General features: G+C 51.8%; 17 protein-coding genes. 14 read left to right on the forward strand and 3 right to left on the reverse strand.

Annotation, left to right across the window (positions count from 1 at the left end; all coding sequences use genetic code 11):
* Positions 1-39: 39 nt before the first annotated feature.
* The 3 genes from ET464_RS04195 to ET464_RS04205 all read left to right on the forward strand — a co-directional run bounded on the left by ET464_RS04195 (position 40) and on the right by ET464_RS04205 (position 2,615).
* Positions 40-399: a Lin0512 family protein gene (locus ET464_RS04195; protein ID WP_129438514.1), complete on the forward strand. Its 360-nt coding sequence runs from the start codon at positions 40-42 to the stop codon at positions 397-399.
* A gap of 138 nt (positions 400-537) precedes the next feature.
* Positions 538-1,815, forward strand: a complete 1,278-nt coding sequence (locus ET464_RS04200; protein ID WP_129438516.1) for a hemolysin family protein — start codon at positions 538-540, stop codon at positions 1,813-1,815.
* 11 nt (positions 1,816-1,826) lie between these two features.
* The gene (locus tag ET464_RS04205; protein WP_129438518.1) at positions 1,827-2,615 is read left to right on the forward strand and encodes an undecaprenyl-diphosphate phosphatase; all 789 of its coding nucleotides are present in this window, start codon (positions 1,827-1,829) and stop codon (positions 2,613-2,615) included.
* An 84-nt stretch (positions 2,616-2,699) separates the two neighbouring features.
* Here the strand turns inward: ET464_RS04205 and ET464_RS04210 are convergent, their stop codons facing one another.
* Positions 2,700-4,115, reverse strand: a complete 1,416-nt coding sequence (locus ET464_RS04210) for a hypothetical protein (protein WP_129438520.1) — start codon at positions 4,113-4,115, stop codon at positions 2,700-2,702.
* Between the two features lie 229 nt (positions 4,116-4,344).
* On the opposite strand from ET464_RS04210, the gene ET464_RS04215 reads away from it, so the two are divergent.
* A complete protein-coding gene (locus tag ET464_RS04215) occupies positions 4,345-4,587 on the forward strand; it encodes a hypothetical protein (protein WP_244226653.1) in 243 nt (80 codons plus the stop codon).
* Positions 4,588-4,708: 121 nt separating this feature from the next.
* Here ET464_RS04215 and ET464_RS04220 read toward each other — a convergent pair whose 3' ends face one another.
* Positions 4,709-5,329 (reverse strand): DedA family protein, encoded by a 621-nt coding sequence (locus tag ET464_RS04220; protein WP_129438522.1) that lies wholly within the window; start codon positions 5,327-5,329, stop codon positions 4,709-4,711.
* A 132-nt stretch (positions 5,330-5,461) separates the two neighbouring features.
* Between ET464_RS04220 and ET464_RS04225 the strand changes: the two genes are divergently transcribed.
* The 4 genes from ET464_RS04225 to ET464_RS20535 all read left to right on the forward strand — a co-directional run bounded on the left by ET464_RS04225 (position 5,462) and on the right by ET464_RS20535 (position 8,254).
* On the forward strand, positions 5,462-5,722 hold the full coding sequence (locus ET464_RS04225) for a hypothetical protein (protein WP_129438524.1): 261 nt from the start codon (positions 5,462-5,464) through the stop codon (positions 5,720-5,722).
* Positions 5,723-5,804: 82 nt separating this feature from the next.
* Complete coding sequence (locus ET464_RS04230) at positions 5,805-7,253, forward strand: MDR family MFS transporter (RefSeq protein ID WP_129438526.1); 1,449 nt, start codon at positions 5,805-5,807, stop codon at positions 7,251-7,253.
* An 18-nt stretch (positions 7,254-7,271) separates the two neighbouring features.
* Positions 7,272-7,940, forward strand: a complete 669-nt coding sequence (locus ET464_RS20530; RefSeq protein WP_129438528.1) for a serine hydrolase domain-containing protein — start codon at positions 7,272-7,274, stop codon at positions 7,938-7,940.
* On the forward strand, positions 7,892-8,254 hold the full coding sequence (locus ET464_RS20535) for a serine hydrolase domain-containing protein (protein ID WP_129438530.1): 363 nt from the start codon (positions 7,892-7,894) through the stop codon (positions 8,252-8,254). The genes ET464_RS20530 and ET464_RS20535 overlap by 49 nt, the downstream gene beginning before the upstream one ends.
* Positions 8,255-8,268: 14 nt before the next feature.
* On the opposite strand, the gene ET464_RS19725 is transcribed toward ET464_RS20535, so the two are convergent.
* Positions 8,269-8,643: a hypothetical protein gene (locus ET464_RS19725; RefSeq protein WP_165279888.1), complete on the reverse strand. Its 375-nt coding sequence runs from the start codon at positions 8,641-8,643 to the stop codon at positions 8,269-8,271.
* Positions 8,644-8,677: 34 nt separating this feature from the next.
* Here ET464_RS19725 and ET464_RS04245 point away from each other — a divergent pair, with 34 nt between their 5' ends.
* From ET464_RS04245 to ET464_RS04270, 6 genes are all read left to right on the forward strand, one after another.
* Complete coding sequence (locus tag ET464_RS04245; RefSeq protein WP_165279889.1) at positions 8,678-10,483, forward strand: stalk domain-containing protein; 1,806 nt, start codon at positions 8,678-8,680, stop codon at positions 10,481-10,483.
* A 407-nt stretch (positions 10,484-10,890) separates the two neighbouring features.
* On the forward strand, positions 10,891-12,357 hold the full coding sequence (locus tag ET464_RS04250; RefSeq protein ID WP_244226655.1) for a PucR family transcriptional regulator: 1,467 nt from the start codon (positions 10,891-10,893) through the stop codon (positions 12,355-12,357).
* Between the two features lie 4 nt (positions 12,358-12,361).
* Positions 12,362-13,687 carry a 5'-deoxyadenosine deaminase gene (locus ET464_RS04255; RefSeq protein ID WP_129438534.1) on the forward strand — a complete coding sequence of 442 codons (1,326 nt, stop codon included), beginning with the start codon at positions 12,362-12,364 and terminating at the stop codon, positions 13,685-13,687.
* Positions 13,688-13,788: 101 nt separating this feature from the next.
* A complete protein-coding gene (locus tag ET464_RS04260) occupies positions 13,789-14,982 on the forward strand; it encodes an XdhC family protein (RefSeq protein WP_129438536.1) in 1,194 nt (397 codons plus the stop codon).
* A gap of 226 nt (positions 14,983-15,208) precedes the next feature.
* Positions 15,209-15,700, forward strand: a complete 492-nt coding sequence (locus ET464_RS20680) for a nucleotidyltransferase family protein (RefSeq protein ID WP_341869743.1) — start codon at positions 15,209-15,211, stop codon at positions 15,698-15,700.
* Positions 15,701-15,991: 291 nt separating this feature from the next.
* Positions 15,992-17,176: a BMP family ABC transporter substrate-binding protein gene (locus ET464_RS04270; RefSeq protein ID WP_208543893.1), complete on the forward strand. Its 1,185-nt coding sequence runs from the start codon at positions 15,992-15,994 to the stop codon at positions 17,174-17,176.
* The last annotated feature ends 2 nt before the right edge of the window (positions 17,177-17,178 follow it).

A 17,178-nucleotide genomic window follows, 5' to 3' on the forward strand; every position in this document is an offset into this window, starting at 1 on the left:
AGCATGCGGATTACTATAACCTGATTTGGAGGGATGAAGTTGGATCAGCTGTTTTTTATTGAGATAGGCATGGGGACGGATTTACACGGGCAGGATGTGACCAAGGCATCCGTTCGCGCTGTTCAGAATGCGATCCGGCACAATTCGATGCCAGGACTGCGCTTGCTGCTGCCGGACGGCGACCTGAATAAGATGAAGGTGAACGTCAAACTGGCCTTGCCATGCGACCGGGAGCTGCTGGACGTCGAGCAGGTCAAAAACGTGCTGCCTTACGGGGAAGTAACGGTAGAACTGCTGGAAGGCGGCATGCTGACGACAAGCGGCATCGTATTGCCGGATAAAGCGGATAAAAACGACTTGATTTATGTTGTTGTCGCTTCAGTTGAAGTGGGCTGTTAAAGGATCAGAAGGGCAGGCTTGCGCATGGGAAATGGGTGCCGCAGGTCTGTTTCTTTTTTTATGAAGACATGAGCAGGATGAACGGGTCGCCTAGCTGCTTGCCGCATCCGGTACATACAGAAGGAGAACAGACAGAATATGGTGTGGAAGCTGATTGTGTTTGTCGTGCTGATCTTTTTTACCGCTTTTTTTGTTGCGACCGAGTTTGCGCTTGTCAGGCTGCGCGCGAGCCGGGTGCAGCAAATGGTGCAGGAGAGCCGTAAAAACGCCAAAGCTGTACAAACGCTTGTGGGCCATCTGGACAGCTATTTGTCTGCCACACAGCTTGGCATTACGATTATGTCGCTTGGTATCGGCTGGCTCGGAGAACCAACCGTCTCCGCACTGCTGGAGCCGCTGTTTAAGCGGATCGGTCTGGAAGGCGGCGCCGCGCATGCCGTGTCGTTTATTATTTCATTCGTTATCGTTACCTATCTGGAAGTTGTGCTTGGCGAGCTGGCGCCTAAGACGGTTGCAATATTAAAAGCGGAGCAGATCGCCCAGTTGACAGCTCCGGTGATGATCGGGTTCCATAAGCTGATGTATCCGTTTATTTGGCTGTTGAACGGTTCCTCCAACAAGCTGGTCGGCTTGTTCGGGATGAAGCCCGCCAAAGAGCATGAGGCGGTATCGGAAGAAGAGCTTCGCCTGTTGCTGTCGGAAAGCTACGACAGCGGTAAAATCAACCGTGCCGAATACGCGTATGTGAACCGGATTTTCGATTTCGACGAACGGCTGGCAAAAGAAATTATGGTGCCGCGGACGGACATGATTTGCTTGTATACGAATAAAACAAAAGAAGAAAACATAGAGATCGTATTAAAAGAAAAGTATACCCGTTTTCCTGTCGCCAAAGGCTCGAAAGACAATATCATTGGCATTGTTAATACGAAACAGTTCTTTTTCCATTATGCCAAACACGGTTCGGTGGATGTACGCTCCTTGCTGCAGCCGGCTGTAACCGTTCCGGAAGTGACGCCTATCAAGGTGCTGCTGCGGAAAATGCAGCTGGAGCAGGTGCATCTGGCGATACTGCTGGATGAATACGGAGGCACGGCGGGGCTCGTGACCATTGAAGATATATTAGAGGAAATCGTCGGCGAAATCCGCGACGAATTTGACGGAGATGAAGCAAGGCCTTTCGAAAAGCTGGATGAGGGCTTCTATCGGATGGACGGTAAAGTACTGCTCAGCAATTTGTATAAATGGACAGGCATCGACCTGAAAGAGGAAGAAGTGGACACGATAGGCGGCTGGCTTGCAAGCCGCAATCCCGGTTTGGATGTCCACGAAGAATGGCAGTATGGGCCGTATACGTTTGTGGTGCTGGAGAAAGACCAGCTGCGGATTCGCCGGCTGGAAGTCATTGTGAATTAGGGGGTGTCCCGTTGGCCGATTTGTGGAACGCCATTTGGATGGGGATTATAGAGGGGCTGACCGAGTTTTTGCCGGTGTCTTCAACGGGGCATTTGATATTGCTCGGGGAACTGCTGCATTTTACCGGAGACCGGGCGAAAACATTTGAGGTGGTGGTGCAGTTTGGCGCCGTGCTTGCCGTGCTCGTGTTATACCGCCGCCGCTTCGCAAGCCTGCTCAACTTTAACTTCAAGCAGACAAGCCGGCTGAATGCGCTCCATGTTTTGCTTGCCATGGTGCCGGCCGGCATTATGGGCGTTGGGCTGCACGGCGTGATTAAACATTATTTGTTCAGTCCCGCAACAGTATTGATCGGCTTGCTGGCCGGAGGGGTGCTGATGATTGGAGCGGACCGGGCGGGACGAAAAGTGACTGCCGAAGGGCTGGACGATATTACGTACAGACAGGCATTTGTGATCGGGTTTTTTCAAGTGTTGGCGTTATGGCCGGGTTTCTCGCGTTCCGGCTCCACGATTTCAGGCGGCATGCTGCTTGGGACAAGCCAAAAGGCGGCTGCCGAGTTTACATTTATTGTTTCGGTGCCGATGATGGCCGGAGCAAGCGGCATCGATTTGTTGAAAAGCCGGGAATTTCTGACTGCCGCTGATGCGCCCCTTTTTTTAATTGGCCTGCTGGCCGCTTTTATAGTAGGAACGCTTGCTTGCGTTACATTTATTAACATGATGAAAAAACTGCGTTTGTCGTGGTTTGCATATTACCGGTTTGGACTGGCCATTATATTTGCCTTTATCGTTTTGTAATGAAGAAAATAGCTCTGCAGCCGGCGCTGGCTGCAGAGCTTTCTTTTGCCGTGCAGGCAAAGGGGAAGGGAGGGCAATGCCTGGTCAAACGATAAACATGGCGGCAATCGTCGTAACGACAAGGCCGATAATAACCGGCTTCAAGTTTCGGCGGGCGAGCTCGAACGGATCTACGCCGCAGATGGCTGCCGCTGGAATGAGCGCCCATGGCACCAGCGTGCCCCCGCCAACCCAAATGGCGGCCACCTGGCCTAAGGCGGTTAACGTAGCCAAGCCATGTCCGATCGCTTCCGCAAATAGATTGGCAACGGAGCCGGCCAGCGAAATGCCGGAGAAACCGGAGCCGTCCAGTCCGGTAACGGCTCCTACGGCTGTTAGCGTTACGGAGCCGACAGCTCCGTTGACCGGCACCGCATGCGCAAGCGCAACGCCAAGATCGTTTACGATGCCTGTTGAACCGGCAGGAAGCTTATCGCCGAAAACAGCCGTAAAACCGGAATCGCCCAAGTAAAAAAACGCAGCGATCGGGATGACCGGCCCAAACACTTTAAACCCAAACAGAAAGCCGTCGATGATGTAAGAGGTTGTTTTCTCCAGCCCTTTGCCCTTATGGGTCAGCATCGTAATCACGAGCAGGATGAGCAGGGATGTGCCGCCGACCAGGGCTGTCGCGTCACCGCCGGTCAAATCGAGAACAAACATAGCGATCACATCGCCGGCAAATGCGAATGGAATGAGTGCGGCAAGCACCCGCTTAACCGGAAGGGACAACGCGGTTTGTTCCGAAGCATGCAGATCATCTTCCTGCTTGATGGCGCTGTCGGACGGGCCGGTTATAAGTCCGTCTCTCCATTTGCCGTTTTTCATATCATAACGCATCAGAATAAAAGCCGTGACTGTCGTAACGATCCCCATAATAGCTACAAGCGGGATGCTGGCTTCCATTACCTCTGCAACCGGCAGGCCGGCTGCATCCGCTGTTAATTTGGGCGCCCCTTGAATAATATAGTCGCCGGACAAGGCGATGCCGTGGCCGAACAGGTTCATCGCCATGGCGGCGCCAAGGGCCGGCAAGCCTACGCGAATCGCAACCGGAAGCAGCACCGCTCCGATTAAAGCTACAGCCGGTGACGGCCAAAAAAACCAGGAGGTCACCATCATAATCAGGCCGATGCCCCAAAAAGCAAGCCCAGGCGTCCGCAGCAGCTTCGTAAAGGGGGAAATCATTATTCCGTTAATGCCGGTCCGGATCAGCACCCTGCTCATCGCTACAATAACCGAGATGATCAGAATGGTGCCCAGCAGCTGCTGGATAGCGTAAATAAAACTGTTAAATATGCCGCTGATGGACCCGCTTAACGTTTTGGTCGCAATCCAGCTGATGGCAAAGACGCCTACGATGCAGATGAGTGATGTGTCCCTTCGCATAACCATAAAGCCGATAATGAGGACGATAAAAGCAAGATAGACATAGTGAAGCCACGACAAATCTACCTCCATCAATATCACCCTTTCCTCGCAAGCATCCGGTGTCCGGGTCAAACCGCCGGCGAGCCGGAATCGTATTCTAATGTATGCTGGCGCTGAAGCCTTCATGTCGATATAACGCGGCACCTGTCCGCTTATCCCGCATATTGTCTTGCGTCCGCCAACTATGCTTTAATAGATGAAGAATGTTCGCCGAAAGGAAAGTGGATCAATGATCAGCATTACGGTACTAGGAGCTTCCATGACTTTTACCAAGGAGGACGGCTACGTCGGCAAGGTGCAATTTGAACTGCCGGGCGACTCCAATCAATATGAGATTGCTTTACATAGCAAGAGGGGATCGGATTGGGGATACGGCTTGTTTTTTGTAAAAGAATCCGGTGATGAGGAGAAGCTGCTTGTATTAGAGGAACAGTTGGAGGAAGACGACGAGCTGTTCGATTATTTGGTGGATACGGCCAAAGCTGCGCTGGTGAAAGAATAAAGGAAGCGATCGGCAAGGCTGCAAAATCAGGCACGAAAAAAAAGCTGCTCTCGCATCCGCCTTGATGGCGGATCGCCTGGAGCAGCTTTTTTTGCTTTTTTGCAGGAATGCGTCCGCAACGTTACATATCGCGCCCTACGGCATCTTTCTGTTTTTTGGCTTTTGTTAACCGGAATCCGATATAGACAGCGGCAGCAGCAGCAAGCGCGATGACGATATATAAGCCATAGTCGTATATAAGATCTCCGATATGCTGAAGATTATCGCCCACAAGCGAACCGATCAGGAAATAGGCAAGCGTCCAGACAAAAGCCGAAGGATAAGCAAACCATATAAATTTGGCGTAGCGGGTTTTATTTGAACCAATCACAAATGGCATGGCATGCCGGACAAACGGCAGAAGCAGGCCGATCATAACGGCGTATCCGCCAAACCGGTGAATCATCTGGTCCGCTTTATCAAGAAATTTAGCCATATTTGGCTTGCGGTTAAACCAGTTAAACAGCCTGTTTCCGGCAAATCGGCCGATGGAGTAGTTAAACGTCATAGCCGAGCAGATGCCAAGCCACGTTGCGATAAAAGCAGGGACAGCTGACAGCAGCCCGGAAGCCGCCAGCGCTCCGCCGGTCATCACAACCACTTCGTTCGGAATGGGCAGCCCGATCAGCCCGAGGCACAAAACGATAAATAAAGCCGCATAGCCAACTGTATTAATAATGGAAAGCAATAAATCATATCCCAATGGGTTCACCTTTCTAACGTATATGACTTGAACAAAGGATGGTTAAAATTAACTATTTCGTAACCTATTTCGGTCTTCTGTGCCCTACAATGCAAAAGGAGCGATGGAGAGAGAAAGGGCGGTTATGCTGGAATGACCGGATTATGGCTGCAAAAAGCAGAAGAATTGCGGAAATACGAAACGGTTTGTTATCAAATCTGCTTCTCTATTTTAAATGAAACAGTAGCTGCAGAACAAGCGGCTGAGCATACATTGCTGGATTTGGCATTGGACGAACGGTTCTGGCAGCTTCCGGATCATAAGCGCCGGCCGCATATATTGCGCATGGCCTTTGGCCAATGCGTGGCTGTGCGCACGGAAGCAAAGTCCGGGGAATGGAGAAGAAAGGGTTGATATTCCGGCCGCTTATGACGATAATTAAGGACGCGTATCTTTACCCATTATGAATTTATGGTACGCCGGAAAGGGTTATGACATGAATTCCATACCGAACAGCGCCCGCAAGAAAGTGATGCTTGCTTTATGCGTAGCTACTTTTCTTGCAGCGATTGAAGGCACCATTGTCAGTACGGCAATGCCGGCGATAACTGGTGAACTTAACGGCATGAAGCAATACAGCTGGATCGTGTCCATCTATTTGCTCATGACGGTCATCAGTACGCCGATTTACGGCAAACTTGCAGATTTGTACGGCCGCAAACGGATGTTTATTGCAGGCGCTTCGATCTTCCTGCTTGGCTCGGCATTATCTGGAGCTGCGCAGACGATGAATGAACTTATCGCGTTCCGCGCGGTGCAGGGACTTGGCGCGGGTTCGCTTGCTACGATCCCGTTTACGATTATCGGCGATTTGTATTCGTTCGAGAAAAGAGCGAAGGTACAGGGCTGGATGTCAAGCATCTGGGGAATCGCGGGCATTTCCGGGCCGTTAATGGGCGGGCTGCTCGTTGATTATGTGTCATGGCGATCCATCTTTTATTTGAATCTTCCTGTCGGCCTGGCTGCGATGATCCTGCTTGCACTATCGCTGAAAGAAAATTTCGAGAAGAAAAAGCATCATATCGACTATCCGGGCATACTAACCTTTACCATCGGCATGTTTTGTTTGCTGTATGCTCTGGAGCTGCTGCATGAGGAAAGCGGCGGCGGAACGAACTGGGCGCTTATTATCAGCCTGTTTGCCGTTGCTGCAATTTCGCTGGCGCTTTTTTATTTGATCGAAAAACGTTCGCCGGAACCGATGATTCCGCTGCAGCTTTTCCGTATCCGCACAATTTCGATGGCGAATTTGGACAGTTTTATTATTTGTGTCATCAATGTCGTCATTATTTTTTATTTGCCGCTTTGGATTCAAGGCGTATTTGGCAAAACAGCCACCTTCTCGGGCATTGCAATGATGCCGCTGTCGCTCGGCTGGCCGCTCGGCTCAATTGTGGCGGGCAATGCGATGGCGAAGCATGGCATGCGCCGTTTGGCGCTTGCCGGCAGTTTTTTTGTCATTGCCGCTTGCTTGGGCTTTACGTTCATGGATGCGCAAACGCCGGTTGTGTGGATGATGGTGTGCACGTTTTTAGCAGGCATGTCGTTTGGGCTTAGCTTGACCTCCTTTACGGTGTCGGTGCAGTCTGCCGTATCGTGGGAACTGCGCGGCGCGGCAGTTGCCAGCAACAACTTTATCCGGACGTTTGGGCAGACGGTAGGCATTGCCATCTTCAGCCTGCTGCTCAACACAGGGGCAACCAATTCGCTGAACCCGGATTTGCTGTCGGATAGCCTGCATCAAGTTTTTATGGTCATTACGGTTTTATCGGCCGTTGTGCTGCTGGTTTCATTCGGGCTGCCGAAAAAAGCGGCGATTGCCGCTGCGCCTGAAACCGCGCAGACGGCGGCAGCAAAGCCGGATACGCAGCTAGAACCTAAGTAAGAAAGCGGGGCTTGCCGGATGAGCGACAAGACTGTGGATGCCCGGCTGCCCCGCGTGAGCGGGCAGCTTGCCGGCATCCGCGATAACGAACTGGACAAGCTTACAAAGCTTTTTGCGGAATGGAAGATACGGTCTGTCCTTGTCATCCGGGATGGCATGCTCGGATGGGAGTGGCATCATGATGGCAGAGACTCGCTTGGCCCGCTGTTTTCCTGCACCAAAAGCATATTGTCCGCTCTGATCGGCATCGCTGTTGCGGAAGGAGCGATCGGGCATGTCCGCCAGCCGATCACCGATTATATCAGGCATGCTGCGTTGCGGGAAGAACATGCGGGCATCACGATCGAACATTTGCTTACGATGACGCCCGGCATGGAATGGCCGGATTTCGACAAGCTGTACCGTTCGCTCCGGGACGCGGCCGATCCTATGCAATTTGTATTAAACCAGCCGATCGTGCATCAGCCCGGCCATGCGTTTACGTATAATTCCGGCGCTTCCCACTTGCTGTCGGCGATCTTGACGCAGGCGACCGGGCTGACTGCCCTGGACTATGCGACAGATAAGCTGTTCCGGCCATTAGGTTTCCGCAAAGCGAGATGGACCGAGAACGGCGGCGTTAACGAGGGGGCACCGGCTTGCAGCTGTACGCGAAAGATTTGGCACAAATCGGGCTGCTGTATTTGAACGAAGGCATCTATGGCGGCAAACAGCTGCTGAATGCGGAATGGGTGAAGCAGTCTGTAAAAATACGGCATAAAGGGCTGCTTCATTACGAGCCGCCGATTTACGGCAGTTACGGCTACCATTGGTGGATCTCGCCGCAGGGGCATAACGGCGCGTTTGATTGTTATTTTGCTTTTGGCTTCGGCGGGCAATATTTGCTGGTTGCTCCGGAAGCCCGGCTAGTTGTCGTGCTTCGCAAGCAAGCGACCGGCCGTAACCAGGCGATGCATGCCCACAATGTTATTTTCAAGCATATCGCAGCTGCGCTCATTTGAACGGTATTGCCGCATCAGCCGGCTGTCAGTATAAAAGGTCCTTTTACGCCATGTGTAAATGTGGTGTAAAGGGGCCTTTTTTCATTTTGTTTCTGCGGAAGAGGGGGCGGGAATAACGAATTTTGCGCTTTTCCATGAATAGCAAACTCGAATTGTCGGGAATGGTGCAACTTTTTGCCTGGTTTAGCGTCTATATGATGTTGGGCGTTGTCTATTTTTCTACTATACATATAAAAGGAGAGAAAAATGTTTAGGAAATTCAACTTAGCGATGCTAGCTGCAGTCCTCGTATTTTCGGCATCATCATCCTGGTCTGCGCATGCCGCAGCCGCTGGCAGCGGAACGGGGAAAGATAAGCTCGTATTACTGCAAAATTCAAAAACGATCATTCATAACGGAACTGCTTACCAGGCGGTTCAGGCGTTGTCTGAACAAAACGGCGTGACTTATGTACCGCTTCGCACGATGGCTGAACAGCTGTATTCGAACTTGGCTTATGATGCCTCCACCAAAGAATACGTTGTATCCTACGGGCAATCACAGCTTCGCTATTCGATCGGCAAAGCGGGTTATTTATATAACGGCGAATACCGGAATGACGTGCTTGGCACGCCTTATTTGCTGAATGGATCTCTTATGATTCCAGTCCGCACCTTGCTTAAGCCATACGGCATGACGCTTGCGCTTAATAAGGAAGCGAAGACGATTGAACTTGCCTGGTACGTTAAACCGATTGCGGAATTTACCGTATCTCCGGGTACGATCTACGAAGGCGAAACCGAAGTGGCTTACATGAGCAAGCCGCGCCATCCGCTTCACCTTGGCATTATTGATGAGAAGTGGGAAGGCAAACAGCAAGTATTTGATTCGAAAGGCACCTATACAGTTACCCATTGGGTTGAAGATACGAATGGCGTATGGAGCGATCCCTATTCTGTCGTAGTGAAGGTGGAGCGGCTGAACCAGCCTCCGGAAGCTCTGTTCGAAACAAACAAAGCCGTGTACCAAATGGGCGAGCCGATTACGTACACGAATAAAAGCTTCGACGAAGAAGACGGTACGGTCTTAACCGAATCGTGGTCCAATAAAGCAGATGCTTTCTTTGAACCGGGCGAGCAGACGATCTCGCTTACGGTAACCGACTCCAAGGGTCTTCAAAGCACGTATGATCAGACGATTACGATTTCGAATACAACGATGTACACCAAACCGGAATTTGACCTGCTGTTTACGAAGCAAGGAGATAAAATTGCTGTTGACGGCGCCGGTGTGCTGACGCTCCCGGTTATTACGTACGCTTCCTTGAACAACTACGGGCAACAGACACTGATCCGCGACAATGCGCCGGAAACGATTACCGAGGAAGGCGTTTATTATACGGATACGGCTAACGGCAATGTCCGCCTGTTCGGCCATCATCAGAATGAGCGAGACAATGCGGTTCGCACTTATATTGTCGTGACGAATAATAACAAGCAGGATGCCACTTTAACGGTTGACCGGACAGGCATCGGCGGCCCTTCTACTGCAGCCGGCGCCGGCAAAACGGCCGGCAATAACTATTTGAACGCCCGGACGAAACCGTCGTTAAATCAAAAAACGGTCATTCCGGCGGGGCAAAGCCGTCTTGTATTGCCGGAGCTGAGCAACAAATCGATCAATCCTGGCCAGATCATAACTTATTATGCAGATGTGAACACAACGGCGCCGCTGAAGTTCAGCATCGTCATTGTCGACAAAGATAAAGACCCGCTAGCGGCGCTTCCGAACCTTCCGGTGCTTCCTTATGACGGCAAACATTCGCGCGGAACGTTTGAGCTGGCTAACCGGACGATCAACATTTCCGATACGATTGGCGGCAAGCCTTCCCGCATGGTATTAACCGATAATAAGCTTGATTTGTTTATGAGCGGCATTGACAGCGTCAGCGGCAACCAAATGACCAATACCGGCAACTATGGCATGATGTACATCATTACGCTGCGCCAAGTGCTCCCTCATACGCTTATAGCGATTAATCCAAGGGGCGGATTCTACGCCGGTTCGTTCCTGATCAACAACAAAATGGTTTACGCGCCGAACAGCGGCGTATTGGCAACCTCTAGCGAAGCGGGCGTGTTGTACCGGACTGGCGACAACAGCGAGACGGTAACAATCGCTTTTACACCGGCATCCGGCAGCAACCTGCCGATCAGCTTCCTGTTCCTGCCGCTTCCGGACAAAAAATAAACCTGCACTTATTAAATACTTCTGTTCAAAAGCTCAATGCCATCGTGCATTGAGCTTTTTTTGTGCTGCGGGCCAATCGTTTATGTCATAAAATATTACACAAATCTATTGCGAACGGCAAGTGGGTGGCTTATTATGTAAGATAATATAACACAAATTGAATGCCATTTTGGTTGGCTGACCTTTTTGAAGCATGATTTTAAACTTTACAGGTTAACGCCCGCACGGAGGTGCCGTTTCATGTACTTTACAATTGAACAGGCATTGCAGGTACATCCATTGTCGGAAGCCAAAATCGTGGCAGGCGGCGCAGGGAAAAAACGGATCATCCGGTCCGTAAATGTGATGGATGCCCCGATATTACGGAGTGGATCAAAGAAGGGGAACTGCTGCTGACGACAGCCTATTTGCTGAAGGATGATATAGCCATGGCGAATGAGCTGCTGATTAAGCTGAATCAATGCGGCTGCGCAGGCCTTGGAATCAAGCTGGGCCGTTTCTGGCAAGCTATTCCAGAGGAGCTGGTCGATACAGCTAATCGGTTAGGTTTTCCGCTGCTGGAGCTGCCTTATCCGTTTACGTTCTCCGATCAGATGAAAGGTTTATTCCGAGCCGAAATGAAGCGCAATACCGGCATCATGCAAGAGGTGCTGGACAAACAAATGCGGCTTATGCGGTTTGCGCTAAAATCCGATAACATCGGCCAGCTGTTTGACGATGTCTCTGAAGTCATCGGCGTACCGATGGCGGTAGTAGGCTCGCGCGGACAAATGCTGTACAATTGTTCGCCTGTGCTGGATGGGCAGCTGCTTGCGAACTGGCCGTGGCCCACCCATCACAAATGGATGAAAACAAGCGAATGGCAGGCTTTCTGCGTGCCGCTTATGAAGCAGGAACGGTGTACGGGATTTGTGCTGTTTTTTAATCCGCAGCTGTTTTTGTCCAGTATGGAGGAAAGTTTATATTCACAGGCAGCGGAGCTGCTGTCATTTCATATGAACTTTAATTACGAGGATTATTTCGAGCTGTCCGTACAAAAGGATTTTGGTCTGCTGATCAAACGTTATTTGCGCAACGGCCTGCCGATTGACCAGGTAATTGATTACGCGCGCCGCTGGGAGATTGATTTGTTTGAACATTCGTACCGCTGTGTGCTGACCGATTTTCCGCAGGAAAACTTTGCGCTTTCGCGTGCCGATAAGCTGGAGAAGCTGAAGAGCGAATTTCTAAGCCATGCCCGCCTGCAGCATCAGAAAGGAATGCATCTGCTGATGGAGGAAGGGCTTCTGTCGGTATTTCCGGAAAGCGATGCCGGCAGCAAAGAAGAGGAAGAGCTGGAGGCGGCGCTCCTGGCATGCTTAACAGCCGGAACAGGGCCGGATGGCGTTATGCCTACGGCGGCGATGAGCAGCCGCAAAAAAACGCCGGAGCAGCTGTACGAAGCGTTTGACGAATGCCGGCAGTCCCGGCGGCTTTCAGCCGATTGGGGAGCGGGGCTGCCCATTATTAAATTTGAAACGATGGACCTCGCTTTTTTGTTCGAACATGTATCCAGGGAACGGATGGAAGCCTTCTGCGAGCGATGGCTGGGCGGGCTCATTAATAAAGATCCGGAATATGCCGGCGAAATGCTCCATACGCTTGAAACGTATTTGGAACAAGACGGCCAGCTGAACGAAACGGCCAAGAGGCTCTTTATCCACCGGAATACGGCAACGTACCGGATTGAGAAGCTGAGCGAAATTTTGGATGTTGATTTTAAAAAAATGAACGATTTGCTGCGGCTGAAAATTGCGTTTTTATTCCGGCGTATATTAAGCCGCGGCCAGCCGGCGAAAAAAACGAAAGAAGCCGCCGGGCAGAAAGGACGTTAAAGCGATGGCTACCACTTTAATCCGTAACGCGACGATTGTAACGATGAACCGTAATGACGACATTTTGCAGGGCGATGTAAGGATCGAGGGCGCGACGATTACGCAAATCGGCGCGGGGCTGGACGGTTCATCCGCCGATCGCATTATTGATGCAGGCGGCAAGGTGCTGCTGCCGGGTTTTGTGCAAACGCATATCCATTTATGTCAAACGCTGTTCCGCGGTCGGGCGGACGATTTGGCGCTGATCGACTGGCTGCGCAAGCGGATATGGCCGCTGGAGGCGGCGCACAGCGAGGACTCGGTGTATTATTCAGCGCTGCTCGGGATTGGGGAGCTGATTCGGAGCGGGACAACCACGATTCTTGACATGGAGACCGTCCACCACACGGAAGCTGCTTTTCAAGCTATTCTCGAGAGCGGAATCCGTGCTTTTTCCGGCAAAGTCATGATGGATTACGGCACGGAGGTGCCGCTGGCCCTGCAGGAGAAAACATCCGATTCGCTGGAGCAAAGCGTCCGTCTGCTGGAGCAGTGGCACGGCAAAGGGAGCGGAAAAATCCAATACGCGTTTTGCCCGCGATTTGTCGTGTCATGCACGGAGGAGCTGCTGGTTGGCGTAAGGGATTTGTCGGAGCAATACGGCGTGAAGGTGCATACCCATGCCTCGGAAAACCTGGGCGAGATCGAAATCGTCGAATCGGAACGCGGCATGCGCAACGTAGTTTATTTGGATCATATCGGCTTGGCAAAGCCTAATTTGATATTAGCGCATAGCATTTGGCTTGATGATGAGGAGAAACGGATTATTAAGGAGCGGGGGGTGAAAGTCACTCATTGCCCGGGTTCCAACTTGAAGCTCGCCTCCGGCGTCGCCCAAATTCCGGCATTGCTCGAAAGCGGCGTTACAGTAGGCATCGGGGCGGACGGAGCGCCCTGCAACAACAACCTGGATATGTTTCAGGAAATGCGGCTGACCGCTTTTATCCAAAAAGTACAGCATGGACCTACGGTTATGAACGCAAAACAAGTGCTGCGGATGGCCACGATGGGCGGGGCTGAGGTGCTTGGGATGGAGAAGCAGATCGGCAGCATTGAAGTGGGCAAGCTGGCTGACCTGCAGCTGCTGGATCTGGAAGATTTCCACGTATACCCGTCATTTGATGCGGATTGGTATTCCCGTATCGTCTATGCGGCGACACGCGGCGACGTGGATACCGTCTTGATTGGCGGAGATGTTGTAATGCAGAACCGGATAATGACTACCATTGATAAACCGCTTGTACTGAAAGAAGCCGACCAAGCGCTCCGCAGGCTGCTCGAAAGGCTGTAGGCTGCAAGCTGCTTGGCAAAGCCAAGCAGAGCCGGCTGAAGGCATTGTCTGCGACGGTTCCATTGCGGATTAGACTTCTGTGAAAGAGGGGAGAAAGGTCTATGGATATGCACCGGCTTTTGCAGGAGTTGGAACGAACCTCGCAGCCTGGCGTTCTGGCGACCATAATCGGGGTTGCAGGGCACGCATACCGGAAACAGGGAAGCGCGATGCTGCTTCTGGCCGATGGTTCCAAACGGGGAAGCATCAGTCCGGGCTGCTTGGAAAATGATCTGCAAGCGCGTGTGCCGGAGCTGCTCGATGCCGGGCTTCCGTACAAGATCCGCTATAATATGCAGCCGGAAGAAGATGCCGTATGGGGCGAGACGGTTGGCTGCGGCGGCGTGATTGACATTTTGCTTGAACCCCTTCAAGAACCGCTGCCTGTCTTGCTGAAAGACGCTAAGCAAAGGCTGGATTGCGGAGACATTGTCCGATTGTCTCGAACGATCGGCGAAGCCGGCATCCGTTATCGGCTTTCCAGCTTGCCTGCGGATGGGACGCCAATGGCGGCTGTATACGCAGAACGCAAAGCGGAACAAAGCTTGCAGCCTCATGGAGGCGAAAACTTGCTGCAAGGCGAAGGCGAAGAGGAGCCGGCAATGTCCTTGGATCACTCCTCGGCTGTCGCCGAGACGGAGACAGTTGTCACGCTGGATTGGAGACCGCAGCCCCGGCTAATCATGTTTGGGGCAGGGGACGATGCCATACCCGTTCACCGGCTTGCCGCTTTAAGCGGATTTCGGGTCACGGTCGTAGACTGGCGGCCGTCTTTAGTAACAGAAGAGCGTTTCCCGGATGCCGAACGTATCACAGCCGGGTTATATACAGACGCAGCCGTCATAATCAAACCATCCGATTTCGTGCTGATTTGCAGCCATCAGCTCGAACGGGACCGTTTATTTATCCAGACGGCTCTTGAAGCGGGCGTTTCGTATATCGGAGTAGTCGGGTCGCGCAAGCGTATTGCCATGCTGTTTGGAGACGGAAAGCTGCCATCAGCCGTTCATGCGCCGGTTGGACTCCCGATTGGCGCGGACGGTCCTTCTGAAATTGCAGTCAGCATTGCTGCGGAGCTGATTTCCGTTTATCGCGCTTCACAAGCTGCTTGGAGAAAGGAGGCGAATGGCCGTGAAATTGTCCGTCATCTATTTGGCGGCCGGTCAAAGCCGGAGGATGGGGAAGCCGAAGCTGAACTTGGAGCTGGCGGACGGCGTGACGCTGGGCAGTTTGGCGCTTCATGCTCTCTCGGTTAATGCTTCCTCCACAGCCGGATTGCCGGACGCCGTTATTCCAACTGCCGCCCACTCGGGCTGCACAGCAGGATCTAGCGTCTTATCCGCGGGTGCTCCCTCTGTTAATAGCTTATCCGACCTCATTATCGTCGCTAGACCTGATGACGATATGCGCTGGCTTCCATCAATCTATCGTAATGGGATATATTCATGTCAGACAAATACCTATCCGCAATTGGGAGTAAAATTGCATAAATCAGTCAGCTATATGGGAGATATTGATGCTGAGCTTCTGCTGCCGCAATATGCATCTGTCCGTATTATCCGCTGCCCGGATGCGCATTTAGGCATGTCGCATTCGATCCGAAGCGGCCTGGCAGCCGCAGCGGAGGGGCAGCCTGATGCGGTTTTAATAGCGCTGGCCGATCAGCCGTTTATTCCGCATCGGCACATCGAAATGTTGATTGAAGCGTTTAATGATTCCGGCGCTCATTTTGCAGCTACTGCAAACCGGGAAGGAATTGCGATGCCGCCCGCCATATTCGGCCGACGGCTGTTTCCGGCGTTGGAGCGGCTGGAGGGCGATGCCGGCGCACGGAAATTGTTATCTGACGCGAGCAATGCCGGTGTTTTTGTTCCCGCTCTGAAAGATGAATGGCTGATGGACATTGATGATCCTGACAGCTTCAAACTGGCAGCAGATCTGTATTCCAAAAGCATGCAAATCCCCGATTCATAACCGTGAATCGCCTCGGATCAGTTATTAATGCTATTTACGCCAAAGCAGCGCCGCCAAACCGGAAGCGCTGCTTTTTTATTTGCGGAAGTAACTTGCTCATTTTTGCCAGCGCTCAATTAAGTGTGCGGAATTCTAACATAAAGTGCATGACGCACAATGAACAAGGATCGTTTTATACACCAAAAACAATATAATGTAAGGTTAGTTGACGCGTGTTGCCTTCCACCTTATATTGGGAATACATCAACGGCTGAGGCCAAGGTGAAATAAAGAGAATCGGGGAGGAACGGTATGAAACGTCTTCGTAAACGATGGACAATGGGGTTCTCACTATTATTGCTGACAGTGCTTGTATTATCGGCCTGTTCGAACAGCAATTCCGGCAGCGGCGGAAACAGTTCAGCATCGCCGTCGCCGACAGCATCGGCAGAAGCATCTGCGGATACATCGGCTTCACCATCCGGGGAACCGGGCAAAGGAATTGCTAATCCGCGAGTAGCATTCGTGTACATCGGGCCTCCGGGCGACGGCGGCTGGACGTTCGAGCACGACAACGGACGGAAGTACATGGAGGAGCAGCTTGGGGTTAAAGCGGACACCGTAGAAAACGTGCCGGAAAGCGCGGACGCAGAGCGTGTCATTACTGAGCTCGCGCAAAATCATGACATTATCTTTACGACGAGTTACGGCTATATGGATCCAACGCTGAATGTCGCCAAAAAGTTCCCGAAAGTCATCTTTATGCATGCCGCAGGCTATAAGACTGCGGACAATATGGGCACATACTTCGGCAAAAACTATGAAGGCAGCTACTTAAGCGGTATTGCAGCCGGCAAAACGACGAAATCGAACAAAATCGGTTATGTCGGCGCTTTCCCGATTCCGGAAGTAATTTATAACATCAACGCCTTTACGCTTGGCGTACAAAGTGTAAACCCGGACGCCACCGTAAGCGTCGTTTGGACCAATACATGGTACGACCCAACGACGGAACGGCAAGCGGCTGTCAGCTTACTTGACAAGGGCGCTGATGTATTGCTCGCTTACCAAGATTCACCAGCGACGCTGCAAGCAGCAGCTGAACGTGGAGCCAAAGCTGGCGGCAATGATTCTGACATGACGAGATTTGCACCTGACGCTTATCTGACAAACCCGATTTGGAACTGGGGGCCATATTACACGAAGGTAGTGAAATCCGTCATGGACGGCACTTGGACCAACGAACAATATTCCGGCGGATTTGAAGACGGAATGGTTGATATCGCGCCGCTTGGACCAAGCATTCCGGAAGAAACGAAAAAACTGGTGGAAGATGCGAAAACCAAAATCAAATCCGGCGAACTGAATGTGTTCTCAGGTCCGATTTATGACCAATCCGGCGCGGTGAAAGTCGAAGACGGCAAAACCCTTTCGCTGGACGACATCCTGGTGATGGACTGGTTCGTAAAAGGCGTTGACGGCAAAACCCAGCAATAATA

The organism is Paenibacillus protaetiae, from assembly GCF_004135365.1.
GTDB classification, from domain to species: Bacteria; Bacillota; Bacilli; order Paenibacillales; family Paenibacillaceae; genus Paenibacillus_AP; species Paenibacillus_AP protaetiae.